Annotated in this window: 15 protein-coding genes; 6 read left to right on the top strand and 9 right to left on the bottom strand. The window is 60.0% G+C overall.

Annotated elements, in window-relative coordinates:
- Nucleotides 1–859 (top strand): hypothetical protein (locus VJR29_04110; GenBank protein HKY62582.1); only part of this gene is annotated, 859 nt, incomplete at its 5' end.
- Here the strand turns inward: VJR29_04110 and VJR29_04105 are convergent.
- From VJR29_04105 to VJR29_04090, 4 genes are all read right to left on the bottom strand, one after another.
- A complete protein-coding gene (locus VJR29_04105) occupies nt 840–2087 on the bottom strand; it encodes a hypothetical protein (protein ID HKY62581.1) in 1248 nt (415 codons plus the stop codon). The genes VJR29_04110 and VJR29_04105 overlap by 20 nt on opposite strands.
- A gap of 308 nt (nt 2088–2395) precedes the next feature.
- Complete coding sequence (locus VJR29_04100; GenBank protein HKY62580.1) at nt 2396–3502, bottom strand: DUF3829 domain-containing protein; 1107 nt, start codon at nt 3500–3502, stop codon at nt 2396–2398.
- A gap of 59 nt (nt 3503–3561) precedes the next feature.
- Nucleotides 3562–3777, bottom strand: a complete 216-nt coding sequence (locus VJR29_04095; GenBank protein ID HKY62579.1) for a DNA gyrase inhibitor YacG — start codon at nt 3775–3777, stop codon at nt 3562–3564.
- Nucleotides 3774–4235 carry a transcriptional repressor gene (locus VJR29_04090; GenBank protein ID HKY62578.1) on the bottom strand — a complete coding sequence of 154 codons (462 nt, stop codon included), beginning with the start codon at nt 4233–4235 and terminating at the stop codon, nt 3774–3776. Before VJR29_04090 ends, VJR29_04095 begins: the two co-directional genes overlap by 4 nt.
- A 184-nt stretch (nt 4236–4419) precedes the next feature.
- Between VJR29_04090 and VJR29_04085 the strand changes: the two genes are divergently transcribed.
- Nucleotides 4420–5847, top strand: a complete 1428-nt coding sequence (locus VJR29_04085) for a hypothetical protein (GenBank protein HKY62577.1) — start codon at nt 4420–4422, stop codon at nt 5845–5847.
- Here VJR29_04085 and VJR29_04080 read toward each other — a convergent pair.
- The 5 genes from VJR29_04080 to VJR29_04060 form a co-directional block, all read right to left on the bottom strand.
- Nucleotides 5844–6248: a PIN domain nuclease gene (locus tag VJR29_04080; protein HKY62576.1), complete on the bottom strand. Its 405-nt coding sequence runs from the start codon at nt 6246–6248 to the stop codon at nt 5844–5846. The two genes, VJR29_04085 and VJR29_04080, sit on opposite strands and share 4 nt — an antisense overlap.
- On the bottom strand, nt 6245–6445 hold the full coding sequence (locus VJR29_04075; GenBank protein ID HKY62575.1) for a type II toxin-antitoxin system VapB family antitoxin: 201 nt from the start codon (nt 6443–6445) through the stop codon (nt 6245–6247). The genes VJR29_04080 and VJR29_04075 overlap by 4 nt, the downstream gene beginning before the upstream one ends.
- Before the next feature lie 50 nt (nt 6446–6495).
- Complete coding sequence (locus VJR29_04070) at nt 6496–7221, bottom strand: hypothetical protein (protein ID HKY62574.1); 726 nt, start codon at nt 7219–7221, stop codon at nt 6496–6498.
- 108 nt (nt 7222–7329) lie between these two features.
- Nucleotides 7330–7995, bottom strand: a complete 666-nt coding sequence (locus VJR29_04065; GenBank protein HKY62573.1) for a DUF3047 domain-containing protein — start codon at nt 7993–7995, stop codon at nt 7330–7332.
- A gap of 16 nt (nt 7996–8011) precedes the next feature.
- Nucleotides 8012–8839, bottom strand: coding sequence for a prohibitin family protein (locus VJR29_04060; protein HKY62572.1), 828 nt, complete (start codon nt 8837–8839; stop codon nt 8012–8014).
- 100 nt (nt 8840–8939) lie between these two features.
- Between VJR29_04060 and VJR29_04055 the strand changes: the two genes are divergently transcribed.
- The 4 genes from VJR29_04055 to ppcA all read left to right on the top strand — a co-directional run.
- The gene (locus tag VJR29_04055; GenBank protein HKY62571.1) at nt 8940–10508 is read left to right on the top strand and encodes an acyl-CoA dehydrogenase family protein; all 1569 of its coding nucleotides are present in this window, start codon (nt 8940–8942) and stop codon (nt 10506–10508) included.
- A gap of 261 nt (nt 10509–10769) precedes the next feature.
- Complete coding sequence (locus VJR29_04050; protein HKY62570.1) at nt 10770–11330, top strand: hypothetical protein; 561 nt, start codon at nt 10770–10772, stop codon at nt 11328–11330.
- Nucleotides 11331–11348: 18 nt separating this feature from the next.
- Nucleotides 11349–13865, top strand: coding sequence for a hypothetical protein (locus VJR29_04045; GenBank protein HKY62569.1), 2517 nt, complete (start codon nt 11349–11351; stop codon nt 13863–13865).
- A 132-nt stretch (nt 13866–13997) separates the two neighbouring features.
- Nucleotides 13998–14683 (top strand): phosphoenolpyruvate carboxylase (ppcA, locus tag VJR29_04040; GenBank protein ID HKY62568.1); only part of this gene is annotated, 686 nt, incomplete at its 3' end.

The raw sequence follows: 14683 nt of genomic DNA, 5'->3' as shown, positions 1-14683 counted from the left end.
GGGCGCCGACGGGCGGACCGAAATTCTCTGGGACGAGGGCCGGGTGGTTCGAATGTCCGAAGGACTCCAAGACGGCGGAGCGCTCAAGCCCGAGGCCAAAATGCGGGTCCTGGCGGCACTGGAGGATTTCCAGCGCGAGGCCCGGCGCCACGGCGCCACCGAAGTCACGGCCGCCGGAACCGCCGCCTTTCGCCGAGCCCGCGACGGCGCGGATTTCGCCCGCGAGATCTTCGACCGCCTCGGCATCCCGGTCCGGATCCTGAGCGGCGACGAGGAAGCCCGTTACTCCTTCGCCAGCGCCCAGCTCGACTTCGGTCAGGGCCTCGAGGCCCTCGGCATGATCGACATCGGCGGCGGCTCGACCGAGCTCGTCTACGGCCAGAGCGGTCCCCGATTCAGCCTGCCCATCGGGACGGTGCGGCTGACCGAGACCCTCATCACTTCTCACCCGATTTCCGATGAGGAATGGGAGCGGCTGTTGGCGGAGATCGACGGTTGCCTGGCGGGGAGCATGAAAAAGGATTCGGCGGTGCCGGCGACCTGGGCCGCGGTGGCGGCAACTCCGGCCAGCTTGGCGGCGGTGCTCTTGGGGCTGCCGGTCTACCAGCCGGAAAAAATCCACGGCTTCCGCCTGAAAAAATCGGAATTGGCGAATTTGCTGAAAAAATTGCGCGGCCTCAGCCTGGCCGGTCGGAAGAAATTGCCGGGCATGCATCCCGACCGGGCCGAGCTGCTGCCGGTCGGCGGCGCCATCCTGTGGCGGGCGATGGAATTCCTCGGCCTGGAGGAGATCCTGGTCAGCGACCACGGCCTGCGCTACGGCATCCTTCACGAAGAGCTTATTGGACGACGAACTTGATCGGAACCTTGATGAAATTCAGGCCCGCGTTGTCCAGCGCACTCTCCTTGAAGCGGAAGCTCCGCCGCAGGGCATTGGCCACTTCGCCGAAGAAGGACTGCAAATTGCCTTCGCCGGCCGAGGTCTTGACGTTGCTGAAGTCGATGGCGCTGATCTCGCCGGTGGCCTGATTCACGGTCACCATCATCTCGGTGGTGAGCGCGCCGCCGTCATTCTTGAGATAGCGCTCGAAAACCCGCCGAATCACCGGATTCATGTTGTTCTGAAAAGTCTGGATCGTGTCCTCGCGCTTGTCCTTCAGCTTGGCCTTGGGCCTGGTGCGGTAGGTCGAGCCGCTTTTCTCGACCTTGGGCTTGTCTTCGGCCGGCGGCGGAGCGGCTTCGGCCTTTGAGCCCGATTTGCTGTAATCGGCCTTGAGCGCCGCGAGGACGGCCGCGATCCCGGGCGTCGAGGTCGCCGCGCCGAGCGCTTTGATGAGATTGATTCGCGCCTGGGTGGGCACCTTATCGACCAAGAGCGTCGAATCGCCGAGCCATTTCTCGATGCGGAGCTTGGCGATGTCGGTGTCCTTGGTTTTGCCGGTGGCGATGCCGCGAATTTCATTGAGGGCCAAAGTGACCGCGGCGTATTCCTTGCTGCGCTTCTCGTTGTAAGCCTTGAAGTGCTCGCCGAAGAGGTTGGCGTCTTCGAGCTGGGCGCTCAGGCTTTTCGGAGCTTCGGCCGGAGCGGCCTCTTTCGGAGCGCTCGCACTGCTGTAATTCTTCTGGAGGGCCTCGAGAATGGCTTTCACGCTTTCGTCAATGGCCGGATCCTTGGGCGCCTGCTTGAGCGCCTTGACCAAATTCACTCGGGCGACGTGGGCGACCGCCGTATCCTGGAGCAGAGTCGAGTCGCTGAGCCACATCGAGATCCGCTGGACCGCGGCCGCGCTCTTTCCATCGCCGGAGATCGCCGAACGAATGGCATCCAAGGCGAGATTGACCCGGAGGTACTTGCCGTCTTTTGCAGCCTCGTAATCCTTCAGCGCCGAGCCGAAGAGCCGGGCGTCGCTGAGCGCGGCCAGGAGATCGGCCTTGGTCTTGAAAGCCGAGCCGTTCCCGCCGTTCAAGGCGACGTAACTCGATGAACCCACGCTGGGCGCGGCTGGATCGGATGGCTTGCTCGGCGAGGCCGGCGGCAAGGAAGGAAGCGGCGCAGGAGCGCCTTTCGCGGGAATCACTGGCGTCATAGGACCCTCAAGTCTTCGGAATCTTTAAATTTTTAGGAGGTGGGAAAAGGGGTGACCCGATTGTGCCCCCACCGGTCCTGCTTGGGAATTCAAGGCCTGTTCGGCTGGAAAGCTCAAAGGTTGCGCGGGATTGTCGTCCTGCGTCGTCATCCTGAGCGAAGGATCTGCGACTGACCAAGGAACTGTCTAAAGCCAAAGTCCCTTCGTTTCCACGGAATCCCTCTGAAGACACGAAGGGACTTAGAACTTTCAAAGAGTCTTGGTAGGTCGCAGATCCTTCGCTCAGGATGACGCGCACTTCGCGCGCGTCACTTGAAGCGCAGATTATTGGCGTCGCCGACGACCCGGTTGTACTCGTCGATGAGCTCGTTCAAGGCCCGGGCGTCGGGCTTCTTGCCTTCGGCGACGTCGCGCTTGAGGAACTTGGCCTTGGTGTAGAAGTTTTTGGCCGAGCTCTCGAAGGCGCTGTACCAAAAAGCTCCGCTGGCCTCGTCGGGATGGGCCGCCGAGTACTCGATCAATTGGTCATAGGCCGGCTGGAGCGAGTTGAAAGCCGCGAGATAGGCCGCCGAGTCGAAGCTGACGGCGTTCTCCTTGGGCACCGAGCGCACCAGGTTCCGGGTGTTCATCATGAAGTTCTGGGTGTACCACTGCAGCTTCTTGCCCTGCTCGGCCTCGATCCGGGCCAGCTGCTTGACGTCGAGCTCGGCCTTGAGACCGTCGAGCTCGCCGGCCACGATCTTCTCGGCCGCCATGAACTTGTTGAAAGCCGCCATCAGCTGGGGATGCATGGCCTTGGCCTTGGCGCAGTTATCGTCCTTGTAATCCTGCTGCTGGTAATAGTCCTCGGCCTTCTGGGTGAGCGGAACCAGCTCGGCGTAAGCCGCGGCCATGTCGGCGGCGGCCTGCTCGAGCTTGGGCATCGAAGGCGGCGTAGCCTTGCCCCGAGTCACCGCTTCGTTGCACTTCGGCACTCCGTCTTCATACAAAGTATAGAGGCCGTAAGAAATATAGCGCTCGGTGCAGGTCGGGCCGGCCTGCTCGCTGACCCAAGAGAGATAACGGGACCGGCTGTCGAGGGTCCGCGAAACCGTGCGGTTGGAGCAGGCGATGTAGCCGTTGATCTTTTCGATCAGGCTGGCGTCGTCGCCAGGGCCGGTGGGCGTCGAGGGCGCGGTTTCGGGCGCGGTCGGCTGGGTCTCGGCCGGAGTGGCCGGAGGCGCGACCGGCGGGGCCGGCGGCGTGGGTGGAGTCGGGGGCACCGGAGGAGTCGGCGCGACGACCGGCGCCGGCTTCTTGCCACGATTCTTGAAAGCTTCGATCTTTTGCTTGATCGCCCCGACATCGCAGCCGACGGTCGTCAGGACCAAAGCCAAAAAAGAGACCTTGAGCAAAGTATGAGCAGGGTGCCGCATGAATGGACCTCCGGATTTCGAGCCGCAGCTTTTTTAGCCGAAAAGGCTAAGGCTGCACACTAAATTTTAGTCGGAGGCTCATCGGAGGAATCTTTGCTCGAAACATTGCTTTCCTCCACCTCCTGACCCTTGCCGGAGATGACATAACCCTCGGAGGCCCAAACGCCGAGGTCGATCCTGCGGCAACGCTCGCTGCAAAAGGGGCGAAAGGGGTTGCCCTCGTAGTTCGCCAGCTGATGGCATTGGGGACATTTGACTTGGAAGGGAAGGCTCATGAGGACAGGCAGGAGCTTGACGGCGCCGAGCCGTTGCTAGCGTCGCAGGCGCTACAAACGCCGTGGAAGATCACTTCGCTGCGCAGGACCCGGCCCTTGCCCTCCATCGCGTCGGGCATGCAGCTATTGAGGCAATCGAGCTTCATCTCGATATCCTGCACGTGGCCGCAGACCGAGCAGAGAAAATGATGGTGGCGGTCCATCCGGGTGTCGTAGCGGGTTCGGCCTTGGATGACGATGGCCACCCGGATCTCGCCGGTTTCGACCAAGGTTTCGAGGGTCTTATAGACCGTGGCCAAGGAAACGGCCGGATAACGCTTTTTAACGGTTTGATAGATGAGCTCGGCGGAGGGGTGATCGCATTGGTGCTGCTGGATGGCGCGAAGGATTTCAAGGCGTTGGGGGGTGATTTTGAGGCACTTTTGCCTCAATTTCTCTTCGAGAAGGGACATTTTCATAGGATAAACGCCTTAATATGCGCGCTTCTTTATGATTTCATCATAGAGAATTCAAGAGTTTATCGTCAATCAGCTGCAAAAATTTCTCGATAATTCAGGCCCCTACCTTGACACACCTCGTTGAACTTTGTTACTAGATAAGAATTATTATTACTTAGCAATATGTATTATTTGAGAGGGTGTTATGGAAAATCGCGAAAAGGTTTACGGACGGCCCCTCCAGGATCTGTACAAGGGCTTACTCAAGCTACCGGCGGCTCCGCGGCAACCGGAGTGGATTCGGGAGCTTGGCCAGGCGCTGCAAAAAGAAGGCTTCCACTATCATCCCCGGACCTTGAAAAGGCAGCTGCTCGGCAGCATCGAATACATTCCCGGCAAGCTGGAAGAGGCCTTCCTCGAACACCTCAAGGCCAAGCCGATCGCGGGCCAGAAAAAATTGCTCGATAGCTTCGCTCAAACCAAGACGGCGCTGGAAAACTCCCCGGACGATTCGCTCTACGTCTCGCCCAAGTTCTTGACCCAGATGGCCGACGCTTATCTCTATCGCCATAAGGGACTGAGCCGGCGCAAGCTGGCGCTGAGCTTGAGCCGGAGCCTTGAAAAGCGAGGGATCTCGATCGGTTTGGAAACGCTCCAAGCCGCTCTCTCGAACAAGACTCAGAAAGTGCGAAAGGTCCTCGAGGAAGAGCTGCTCGATTACTTCCGGACCGAGGGCTTTGCCGGCCGGGCCGAAGTCGAAGCCTATTTGAACGAAACCGAGGCCGCGGGCCGCGGCGAAGTTCGCAAGGTGGAAGTCGGCGATCTCTCCCAATGGGCCGACGCCTATCTCCTGAAGCATCCCGGACTCTCGCGACGCCAGTTGGCGCTCCAAGTCCGCGACCGACTGGAGAAGAAGGGCTATGTCTACCACCTGAGCTCGATCCAATCGGTCTTGGAAGGCAAGACCCGCAAGACCCGCCAGGTCATCGTCGAAACATTAAAGGAGCTACTCGAGTCCGAAGGCCTCGACACCGGCGCCGCGGTCGAGCCGTCCGATGCCTCGCGCCTCGACTGGAGCCACTATGTCTCGGCCGAAGGCGTGCCGGCTCAAGTCCAAGCGCTGCTCGACGTTCATGCCGGCCTGACTCGACGCCAAGTCGCGCTCAAGCTGCAGGAGGATCTGCGGGCCAAGGGCTTCCATTTCAGCCTCAGCACCTTGCAATATTTGCTGGCCGGAAAAACCCAAAGGGTGAAGAAGGTCGTGATCGACTTGCTGGAAACCTATGCTCAGCCCGGCGGCTTTCCCGAGCCGGTCAAGAGCAGCCGCGGCCACGGCGTCAACGGCAGCCGCCAGGCCCTGCAGAAACGGGTCGAGGAAAGCCTCGAGCGTTATCGGATGGCCGAGGGCGCCGAGCGGGAAGCTCGCCATGAGCTGTTCCAAGAGGCCCGTTGGGAGCTGATCCGCCGAGTCGCGCTCAAGCGCCAGGCGCCGGTCTTGACCAATGGGCGGCGCCGGAAAGACCTCCTGGGCGAGGGCGAAAACGCCGAGGGCTTCTATGAAGGCAACGCCGACAGCGGCGAGATCGCGGTGGCCTACGACGTGCGGGAGAGCTTGGATCGGCTGGTGTCCTAATAGTCGATCGTCTCAAGGGACGAATATTTGGAAAGCTCGTTGAAGTCGCTATCTGCGGTCAACAGCCGGCAACGGTGATGGATCGCGACGGCAGCGATCAAGCAATCCAGAGTGGAGGCATTGAAGCCCGATTTTTTAGATTGGTTGAAAATTTCGGCGGCTTTTTCATGCACCGTGGGAGTGGCTTCGAGGAAGGGGAAATCGAGCAAGTAGCCTCGTATTTTTTTAAACTGGCTCCGAGAGCGAATTCCTTGAAGGATCTCTTGAAAGACAAGGCCCGTCAAAAAAAGGGAAGCTTGATCGCGAATGCAAGCCTGAAGAAAAAGGGAAGCCGGATGATCGCCGGCGCTCTTTCGGCGCAGCATCAAAGACCAGACCGAGGTGTCGACCAAGATGCTCAACGCCGCAGTCTTTCCTTTTTATGGTCGTATTGAGGCTCGAAGTCGATTTTCCCGACATAATCGAGGATTTTCTTCCGCCGTCGGCTCTGAATAAAAAATTCCAAGGCCTTGTTGACGGTCTCGCGCTTGGATTTGAAATTCCCCAGCTTCAGGGCCTTGTCGAGTAGTTTGTCGTCAATGGCGAGATTGCTCGGCATGTGTAAAGCTTTACACAAAAGGCAAAGATTTTCAAGGAGGAACGAAGCGATCACCGCATTTTCATCAAAACGGGAAGAAGACGTTCCATGAAGCCTTTAGCCTGTTGGAAATTGGGTGCGGCCTCGGCACGATAGGCTTTCACCCAGCCCTTCCATCTGTCGTCGCCCTTGTAATCGAATCCGCGACTATACTCTATCAATTGGTCCTTTTTCGAACGGCCGAACACAAAGCGGTCTCTTAGATAGAGACGGCCGTTGTCGGGATCATGATCATTGTCGATTGGATAAACAAAGGTAATTGCTATATCTCCATCTACACAGCCATCGCTACCTTCAACCTCCTGAATCGCAATCTCTACATGGGCTTCGGCATCCTTGGCTTTTAGCTGCAGCCCCAGCTGCTCACATAGCTTTATAACCGGCTTGAAAAAGTCTGTCTGTTCGCGCAAGTGAGAATGTATCTCTCTGTTCAGCGGCCGAGTCGTGCGTCGCCACCCTTTGCAACCTCCCTCTTCATCATCGACTACTGAGGATTGGTCGTTAATCGCGGCTTTTCCTTCAGCTAAGAAATCCACAGCCCGACCCCAAGAGTTTTGAGTCGAGCTGATCTCCCATTCCCGTTGAAGTTTCTTCAGCCGGGCGTCTTTGAAAGTGAGAGCTTGCCCCTGCGGATCGAGGATTGCATCTTGTTTCGCTTGAAAGCGGTCGTCCTCATTGCGATCCCAGACATGGACGGTGTCGTTAGCAGTGATGGAAAACCGGATGGGTTTGCTCATGGCAGATCCTTAAGCAAAACCAAGGCCATCAATTAATCTAATATTAACAGTAAATTAGAAAAGTTGGCGGTACCCGGAAAAACTCAATCTGTGAACAATTTGTTCGCCTTAGGGCGTGGAGGAAATCCGAAAATCGGCATAGTCGCAAGCCGCCGGCTGGTGAACCGCATTGCCGTCGGTCATGACGCCGGCGCCCGAAGGCTTCTTGTCGCCCATCGGCTTACCGAAGTAGCGCTCGAAATCTTCCTTCACCGCGACGGTCTCTTCCTTCCATTGGCCGACCGAGCCGCCGCCGCTCTCCTTGGAAATGATGACGAACTTGCCGGGGTTCTTCGCCCAGTAGGAGCCGGGTGGCAGCGAGGTGCTCCAAACGTACTTCAAGGCCGAAGTCCGGCCGAAGCCGACGTAGACCGCGCAGGCGCTGTCATTGGTCGCCGGCGAATCCTCGCGGGCGCCGGCCGGCAACTTCTGCGCCCGCCAGCGGAACTTGAAGTAAGGATATTTGGCGATGTCCCATTTGAAGTCCTTGGCGATCGGCACCGAGATATCCTCGCTGTCCGAGGCCCGGATGAAGCGGCGCCCGCCCTCTTCCGCGACTTTGTAGACTCGCTCGGCCTTGCCGTAGTGGAAAGGATAAGTCTTCCAATTCTTCGGAAATTCGCCGGGGGTCGAAGCCGCCAAGCCGTCGACGACGAGCTGCTCGGCTTGGACAGTTCCGCCGCAGATCCCTAAAATGCCGAGCACCAAACCGAATTTGGCCCAATGACTCCTCATCCCAACTCCTTAAATCTTATCTCGCCCCATCCGAACCCAGGATCACCGGCAAGCCGCTGGAACCGGCTCCGATGATGACGACCTTGCTGTTGCCGCTTTCCGAAAGCTTCTGCGTCGCCTCGATGCCCTTCCACTTCAGATAGGAATCGGTCAGGCCCTCGGCGACTTTTTTCTGGAAGTCGGCGACGCCCTCGGCCTCGACCCGCTTGCGGTCGGCTTCCTGGCGCTCGCGCTCGAGGACGAACTTCATCTGCTCGGCCTGCTGCTCGGCCTCCAGCTTGCGCTCGATCGCTTCCGAAAGAATTTGCGGCAGGGTCATGGCCCGAAGCAGGACCTTCTCGACCTTGATGCCGCGGACCGCCAGCAAGGGCTCGAGGTGCTTCATCATCTCCTCGGAGATCAGCTCGCGCTCCGAGGTGTAGAGGGCTTTGGCGTCGTAGCTGGCGGTGGTCCCGCGGATCACCGAGCGGAACTGGGGCTCGAGGACGACCGCGACGTAGCCCGGCCCGATGGTCCGGTAAACCTCGGCCGCCCGGTCCGGAATCAGCGAATAGAGCAGGCTGACGTCGAGGTTGACCGAAAGGCCTTCCCGGCTCGGCACCACCGCCTGCTCGGTCAGCTCCTGGGTCCGGACGCTCATCTTCTCGATGTTGAGCAGCGGATTCACGACATGGAAGCCGGCGGCCAGCGGAATCGGATCGACTTTTCCGAAAAATATTTTAACCCCGACGTTACCCGCCGGAATCACGACGAAAGACTTGAGCAGGACGAAGGCGATGATCAGCCCGAGGATGATATACTTGAGAATTCCCGCGCCCCGCTTGAGTTGAATGACTTCGGCCATCGCTTTTCTCCTTACGTCCCGGCCCACGGTATGGGTTGAAAAGAATAGCAAATGACTCTAGGGTCAAAGTGTTCAAGAATCAAACCATTTTGGAGACGCCATGAGCGAGAGCCGAAACATCCCGATTTACCGTCCGGCCAACTACTATTCGGAGGATGCTTTCTTTCAGAAGGTGCTGCGGCGGCACCTGGCCCCGGCCGAGCTGGCCTGGAGCGAGCGGTATTGCCAAGAAATGGGCCGGCTGGCCGCCGCCGAGCTCACGCCGCTGGTGCCGATCACCGATCTCCGCCGGCCCGAGCACGTGCCTTACGACGCCGCCGGCCAGCGCGTCGACCGGATCGATTATGACCGGAGCTATCTGGAGATCGCCCGCAAGGCTTATAGCTTCGGCATCATCGGCCTCGGCCATTCGCCGGATTTCGTCCGCGAGAATCGGTCCTACACGCCGCTGCTCAAGTTCGGCTTGGGCTACCTCTTCTCCCAGGCCGGCTCGGTCCTCTACTGCCCGATTTGCATGACCGACGGGACTTTGCAGCTCCTCAAGAAGCACGCCTCGCCCGAGATGAAGGCGAAATGGATCCCGCGCTTGACCGAGCTCGATTGGGAAAAGTTTTACGACGGCGCGATGTACTTGACCGAGGTCCAGGGCGGCTCCGACGTCGGCGCCAACACCTGCATCGCCAAGCAGGAAAAGGGCGAATGGCGGCTCTACGGCGAGAAGTGGTTCTGCTCCAACATCGGATCCAAGACCGCGATGGTCCTGGCCCGGCCCGAGGGCGCGCCCGAAGGCACCAAGGGGCTGGGGCTTTTCCTCCTGCCGCGCGATCTCGAAAGCGGCGAGCGCAACAAGATCCTGGTCAACCGGGTCAAGAACAAGCTCGGCACCTGCGAGATGGCCACCGCCGAAATCGAGCTCCAAGGCGCCCTGGCTTATCCGGTCGGCGAGCTCAGCCGGGGGTTCGCCTACATGACCGGCATGCTCAATCTCTCGCGGATCTACAACGCGATCTGGTCGGTCGGACTGATGCGGCGGGCCTTCCTCGAGGCCAAGCATTATGCCGCCGGCCGCCGGGCCTTCGGCAAGCCGATCGTCCAATATCCGCTGGTGGCGGCCACCCTGGAGGCGATGGAGCGGGACACCGAAAAAGCGGTGGCGCTCACCTTCGACGTGCTCCAGCACTTCGACAAAGTCGAGCGCGGTCAAGGCGGGGCCGAGGATGAAGCCATGCTCCGCTTGATGACCCCGGTGATCAAGTTCTTCACCGCCGAGAAAGCCATCGAAGCGGCTCATCGCGGCATCGAGATCCTGGGCGGCAACGGCTGCGTCGAGGATTTCCCGCTGGCCAAGATCCTGCGTGATAGTCAAATCCTCGCGATCTGGGAAGGTACCGCCAACATCCTCTCGCTCGATCTGCTGCGAGTGTTGCGCAAGGGTGGCACCGGCGAAATTTTCCTCAAGCGCTCGGCGGCCCGCTTGGAGAAGCTTCCAGCCGGAGCGCTGCGGGAAGACCTCGGTCATCGGCTCGCCGCTTTGGAGACCGATTTCCAAGCCCTACTCCGGGGACAAGACGGGCACGGCGGCGAACTAGCCTGCCGCGAGGTGGCCTGGCGAGTGGCCCTGTTGGCTCAAGACTTGGCCCATCAAGAAATAACTTCTCTTTCAAAATGAGAATACCTTCACCCCTTCTCATTTTGATAATTTTCCAGGTCGCCTAAGGTTTCGGCCGAGCTTTGGAGTTGCCACCGCTTACTCCATACAAAACAAAGACTTACCTTTCATCCCCTTGCCAAGTTCCTCGGGACGTGGTTTGGCTCGGCTGGCACAACGCTTGCTCAAAACTCAAGCGGGCTCATCGACGACCAAACGGGGCAGTCGGCGTGAGCAATCCGGGGAACACGCGTTTCAACGTTTTTTCAGAGGAGCCCATCCATGAAAATCTTTTCCCTTTTCGCCGCGGCCTTGGCCTTGGCCGCGAGTAGCCTCGCCTCGACGGCGGAGGCCCAGAACCTATCGGTCAACTACACCGCCACCGCCAACCTCGACGTCAACAGCGTCCAACCCAGCGGCGACCGGCCCGAGTCCACCGCGATCCTGACCTATCTCGGCAGCTTCAAGGATTTTTCGGACTCCAACGTGAGCTCAAGCTTTTTCTTCGACGCGCTGGGCTTCATCGGCTCCGACGGCGACACCAGCTCACTCAGCAGCGAAAGCAGCCGGATTTTGACCTCCAACTCGGTCCCGCTGGAAAGCCTCGACTCCACCGACATCTTCCCCTTGCTGTTCCGGGCCATCGGCGCCGGCCGTGTGCATAGCACCTCGATCAGCGTGCTTTCGCACGACAACGTGACTTTTGTCCGCGGCACCGAAGGCTTGAGCCGGGACGAGGATGCGAACCCCATCCTTAGCTACATTGGCGCCTCGCTCAAAGCCGACACCAGCTCGGAAGCCGGCGACATCAAGCTCAAAGACCCGCGCTACACCCTCGACTAATCGGACGGAGATCTGGCGATGAAAAACAATACCCAAAAAATTTCTTCCCTCTTGCTCAGCGCCGTCCTCGTTCTCGGATTGGGGCTCAGCGCCTGCAGCAAAAAAGAAGGTTCCACCACCGGCGACAGCGGACAGAGCGGCGAGAATACCCTGGCCGCCGGCTCCTTGAGCTGCGAGCCCGGCGAATTCCTCGACGCCTCGGGCAAGGCCAAGACCAAGTTGACCCTGCGACCAAGCCTCTACCCCGGCTTGGTCGCCTACAACACTTTCGCGACCATGGCTGCCAACCAAGACCTCCTGGTCAAGGATGGGACGACCTACTACGTCCGCTCGGAGCCGAAATTGTTCCGGCTCTCGGTCAACGGCAATCCAGCCGCCACGGTTCGAACCAAGGTCCCAACCACCGCGCTCGAGATTTACGAGAGCGACGGGAAGATCTACCTGGCGGTCGGCAGCTATAAGGGAATCGACTACTATGAAATCACCGCCAGCGCGGCCAACTTGCTAAAGTCCGACACCAGTCTCGGCTTGGTGACCGACATCTCGAGCCGCGGCAAGGACCTCTGCGTCGCCGCCGACGGAGGAAACGCGGTAGTCCGCACCAGCAGCGAGGCGACCGGCGGCGTTTGCGGCCAGTTGCTCTATAACGCCGCGCCGGTCAACGGCCGGCCCGAGCTGGCCCAGCACGTCGCCGCGGTGACCGACGGCTGCGCGGTCTCGACCCGCAACATGCCCCGCTTCGAATATAGCCTCGGCGGCCTCCTCGAATTCATCATGCCGCTGCTGACCGGCACTCCTCAGCTCATCAGCGTCAAGAGCATCGAGGACCGGCTGCTCTGGCTGAAGACCGACGGCTCGACCCAGGAGATCAAGCCGGTGATCGGCAACTACGACAAGGTCCTCTTCTCGGACCTCGACAGCTATGCCGATGGGGCGATCGCCAGCTTCACCGCCTTTCACAAGGCCAATTGGGACGGATTCTCCGACCAAAACTGGGGCGGGACCAAGGTTTGGCTCCTGCTGAAGACCTTCTGCGAGATCCGGGCCGGCGGCCTCTTCCTCAGCGACGGCGCCATCAAGAAGAGCGTCGAGCTCTCCGGCATGCAAGGGCCCTTCAATCTCTCGCCGAGCCATGTGCTGGCCGAGCTGCCCCATTTCTCCCTGCCCTATTTCCCGGAAGGCGCGGTCGACGCCAGCCGCTACGCCATCAAGGGCTACTGGGGTCTCTCGCTGGTGGATTTCTCCAATTATACCGATCCCAGTGTGACCAGCCTGCCGGTCCAAGAACGCTCCAAGAGCAGCGATCCCAACCTGCCGCGCGGCCTCTTCACCGACATGCAGCTACAGGGCGACAAGCTCTTCCTCAACGGCAGCAGCGCCGGCCGGCTTTTGGCCAATTACGACCTGGGCACGAAGCAAATTCTCGATTCGAGCAATGGCAACCAAGCCTATGAGCCGCTCGACTCGCGAATGAACATCGCCACCGGCCCGACCACCGTCTTGTTGCCTCTGGCCCCGACCCGCGAGGGCTATGTGGCCATGCAGATTCCGGCGGTCGGCGGCAAATACCTCTTTTACAAAAAGGCCGATTTCGACAGCGCCCGTGAATTCTTCAAGGTCATGGAGAATTTCGATCCGACCCTCATCCCCAACTTGAGCGACTTTACCATCGCCAATATGCCGGTGAGCTTCGACAGCCCGGCCGGCGCCGGCAACGACAAGCTGGGCTGGGCCTACGTCAATCCCACCGCGAAACAGATGATCTTCGAGGTGACCCGGCCCAACGGCGTCGCGGTGGCCTTCACCCCCAACGCCCTGGATTGGCCGAATATCCAAAGCCTGGCTCCCAAGGGCGGTCTCAGCCTCAACGACGATCTGCTGGTTTTCGGCACCAACGACTCGACCGGCAATTATTCGCTCTTCGCCTTCTCGATCGACCCTGACGGCAGCATCATTCACCTGCCGCTCCAGACCGGGATGACCTCGCCCTCTTTCCACTCGGTGCCCGGCAAAGTCGCGAAGGTTGCCGGATTGCAGAAGCTCGCGGAGAATAAGTACCAAGTCCTGGCGGTCATCAACGACGGCGGCCCTAAGGTCGCCCGGATCACCTTCGAGCGCAACGACACCCATATCATCGCCGTCGACCCTCAAACCGTCGCCGCGCCCGACATCCGCGACCTGGTCACCGACGGCGCCAGCGCCTACATCGTCAATAAGACCGGCGACATCGTCCCACTGAACGCCGCCGGCACGACCTTGACCGCCGAGGCCTCGCTGGGCTCGATCCTCGATGACCCGGCCCACAGCTTCTCGACCATGGCGAGCTGCGCCCTGGTGGGCAAGGAGGTCTTCTGCGGCGGGTTCTTCTCCAAGTCGCCGTTGCGGCTCTTCCGCTTCAACGTCGATTTGAAGCAGCAGACGACGCTGGCCCACCACCAGCCGCTATTCTTCACCAACGGCAGCTCCAAGCTCTTGATGACCTACCGCCTCGACGGCGGCGGCATCGAGGTCTTCGACCCGGCCCTGGCTAAATAAGGTTCGCCTTTTCAGCGAAGCGAAAAGCCCCTCCCTGTCTCGGACCAAGGAGGGGCTTTTTTCATTTTTTTGCTGCGTGCTTTCGGCTTCCTCCTTTATTCTGATTCCATGGTCCATTCCCAAAGGCGCCGGATGCCGGCCACGATGGCGACTCAGCATCCGGACAACGCCTTCAAGCCCTACTGGAACACCAAGCCCTTCATCTCGACTTCGCGCGAGGTCGAGGAGTGCTACCGCTCCTTTTCCGACATGGGCTGCCAGGAATACATGTGGGACTGGGAAGGAAAGTTCGTCGACGAGGCGGTGGTCGACCGGCTCTACCTGAAATATTTCGACTACTTCGCGAAGCATCCGCTAGGGAAGGAGAAGTTCCTCACCTTTCGGGTGCCCAATATCCAGCGCGAAGGCCAGGCTCGCTTGGCCCGGGCCTTTACCGGCATCCTCTCGGCCTCCTATTCGGCCAAGCAGATGAAGCTGCCGGTCCCGCCGCTCTTCGAAGTCATCCATCCGATGACCAGCAGCGCCGACGAGCTGGCGACCTTGCAGCGCAAATTCCACCAGACCGCCCAATTCCAGCAAAAGATCCTGGGAGCCAAGGACCTCCAGCCTCAGCATCTCGACATCATCCCGCTCATCGAAGGCACCGGGACCCTGCTCAAGAGCCGAAAAATCTTGGAGCGCTACAGCGCTTTCATGGAGAAGTTCACCGGCCGCCGACCCCGGCTGCTGCGGCCCTTCATCGCCCGCAGCGACCCGGCGCTCGACGGCGGTTACATGGCGGCGGTGCTGAGCGCCAAGGCCGCCCTCTCCGAATACTA

The organism is bacterium, from assembly GCA_035281585.1.
Lineage (GTDB): Bacteria > UBA10199 > UBA10199 > DSSB01 > DSSB01 > DATEDP01.
Note: the sequence above shows the minus strand (reverse complement) of the source record. Positions and strands in the feature narration are given on the sequence as shown.

Bases quoted from the DNA above. Each gene is read 5' to 3' on its own strand.
- VJR29_04105 (HKY62581.1), bottom strand. From the start codon at position 2,087: ATGACGCCAGTGATTCCCGCGAAAGGCGCTCCTGCGCCGCTTCCTTCC.
- VJR29_04100 (HKY62580.1), bottom strand. From the start codon at position 3,502: ATGCGGCACCCTGCTCATACTTTGCTCAAGGTCTCTTTTTTGGCTTTG.
- VJR29_04095 (HKY62579.1), bottom strand. From the start codon at position 3,777: ATGAGCCTTCCCTTCCAAGTCAAATGTCCCCAATGCCATCAGCTGGCG.
- VJR29_04090 (HKY62578.1), bottom strand. From the start codon at position 4,235: ATGAAAATGTCCCTTCTCGAAGAGAAATTGAGGCAAAAGTGCCTCAAA.
- VJR29_04085 (HKY62577.1), top strand. From the start codon at position 4,420: ATGGAAAATCGCGAAAAGGTTTACGGACGGCCCCTCCAGGATCTGTAC.
- VJR29_04075 (HKY62575.1), bottom strand. From the start codon at position 6,445: ATGCCGAGCAATCTCGCCATTGACGACAAACTACTCGACAAGGCCCTG.
- VJR29_04070 (HKY62574.1), bottom strand. From the start codon at position 7,221: ATGAGCAAACCCATCCGGTTTTCCATCACTGCTAACGACACCGTCCAT.
- VJR29_04065 (HKY62573.1), bottom strand. From the start codon at position 7,995: ATGAGGAGTCATTGGGCCAAATTCGGTTTGGTGCTCGGCATTTTAGGG.
- VJR29_04060 (HKY62572.1), bottom strand. From the start codon at position 8,839: ATGGCCGAAGTCATTCAACTCAAGCGGGGCGCGGGAATTCTCAAGTAT.
- VJR29_04055 (HKY62571.1), top strand. From the start codon at position 8,940: ATGAGCGAGAGCCGAAACATCCCGATTTACCGTCCGGCCAACTACTAT.
- VJR29_04050 (HKY62570.1), top strand. From the start codon at position 10,770: ATGAAAATCTTTTCCCTTTTCGCCGCGGCCTTGGCCTTGGCCGCGAGT.
- VJR29_04045 (HKY62569.1), top strand. From the start codon at position 11,349: ATGAAAAACAATACCCAAAAAATTTCTTCCCTCTTGCTCAGCGCCGTC.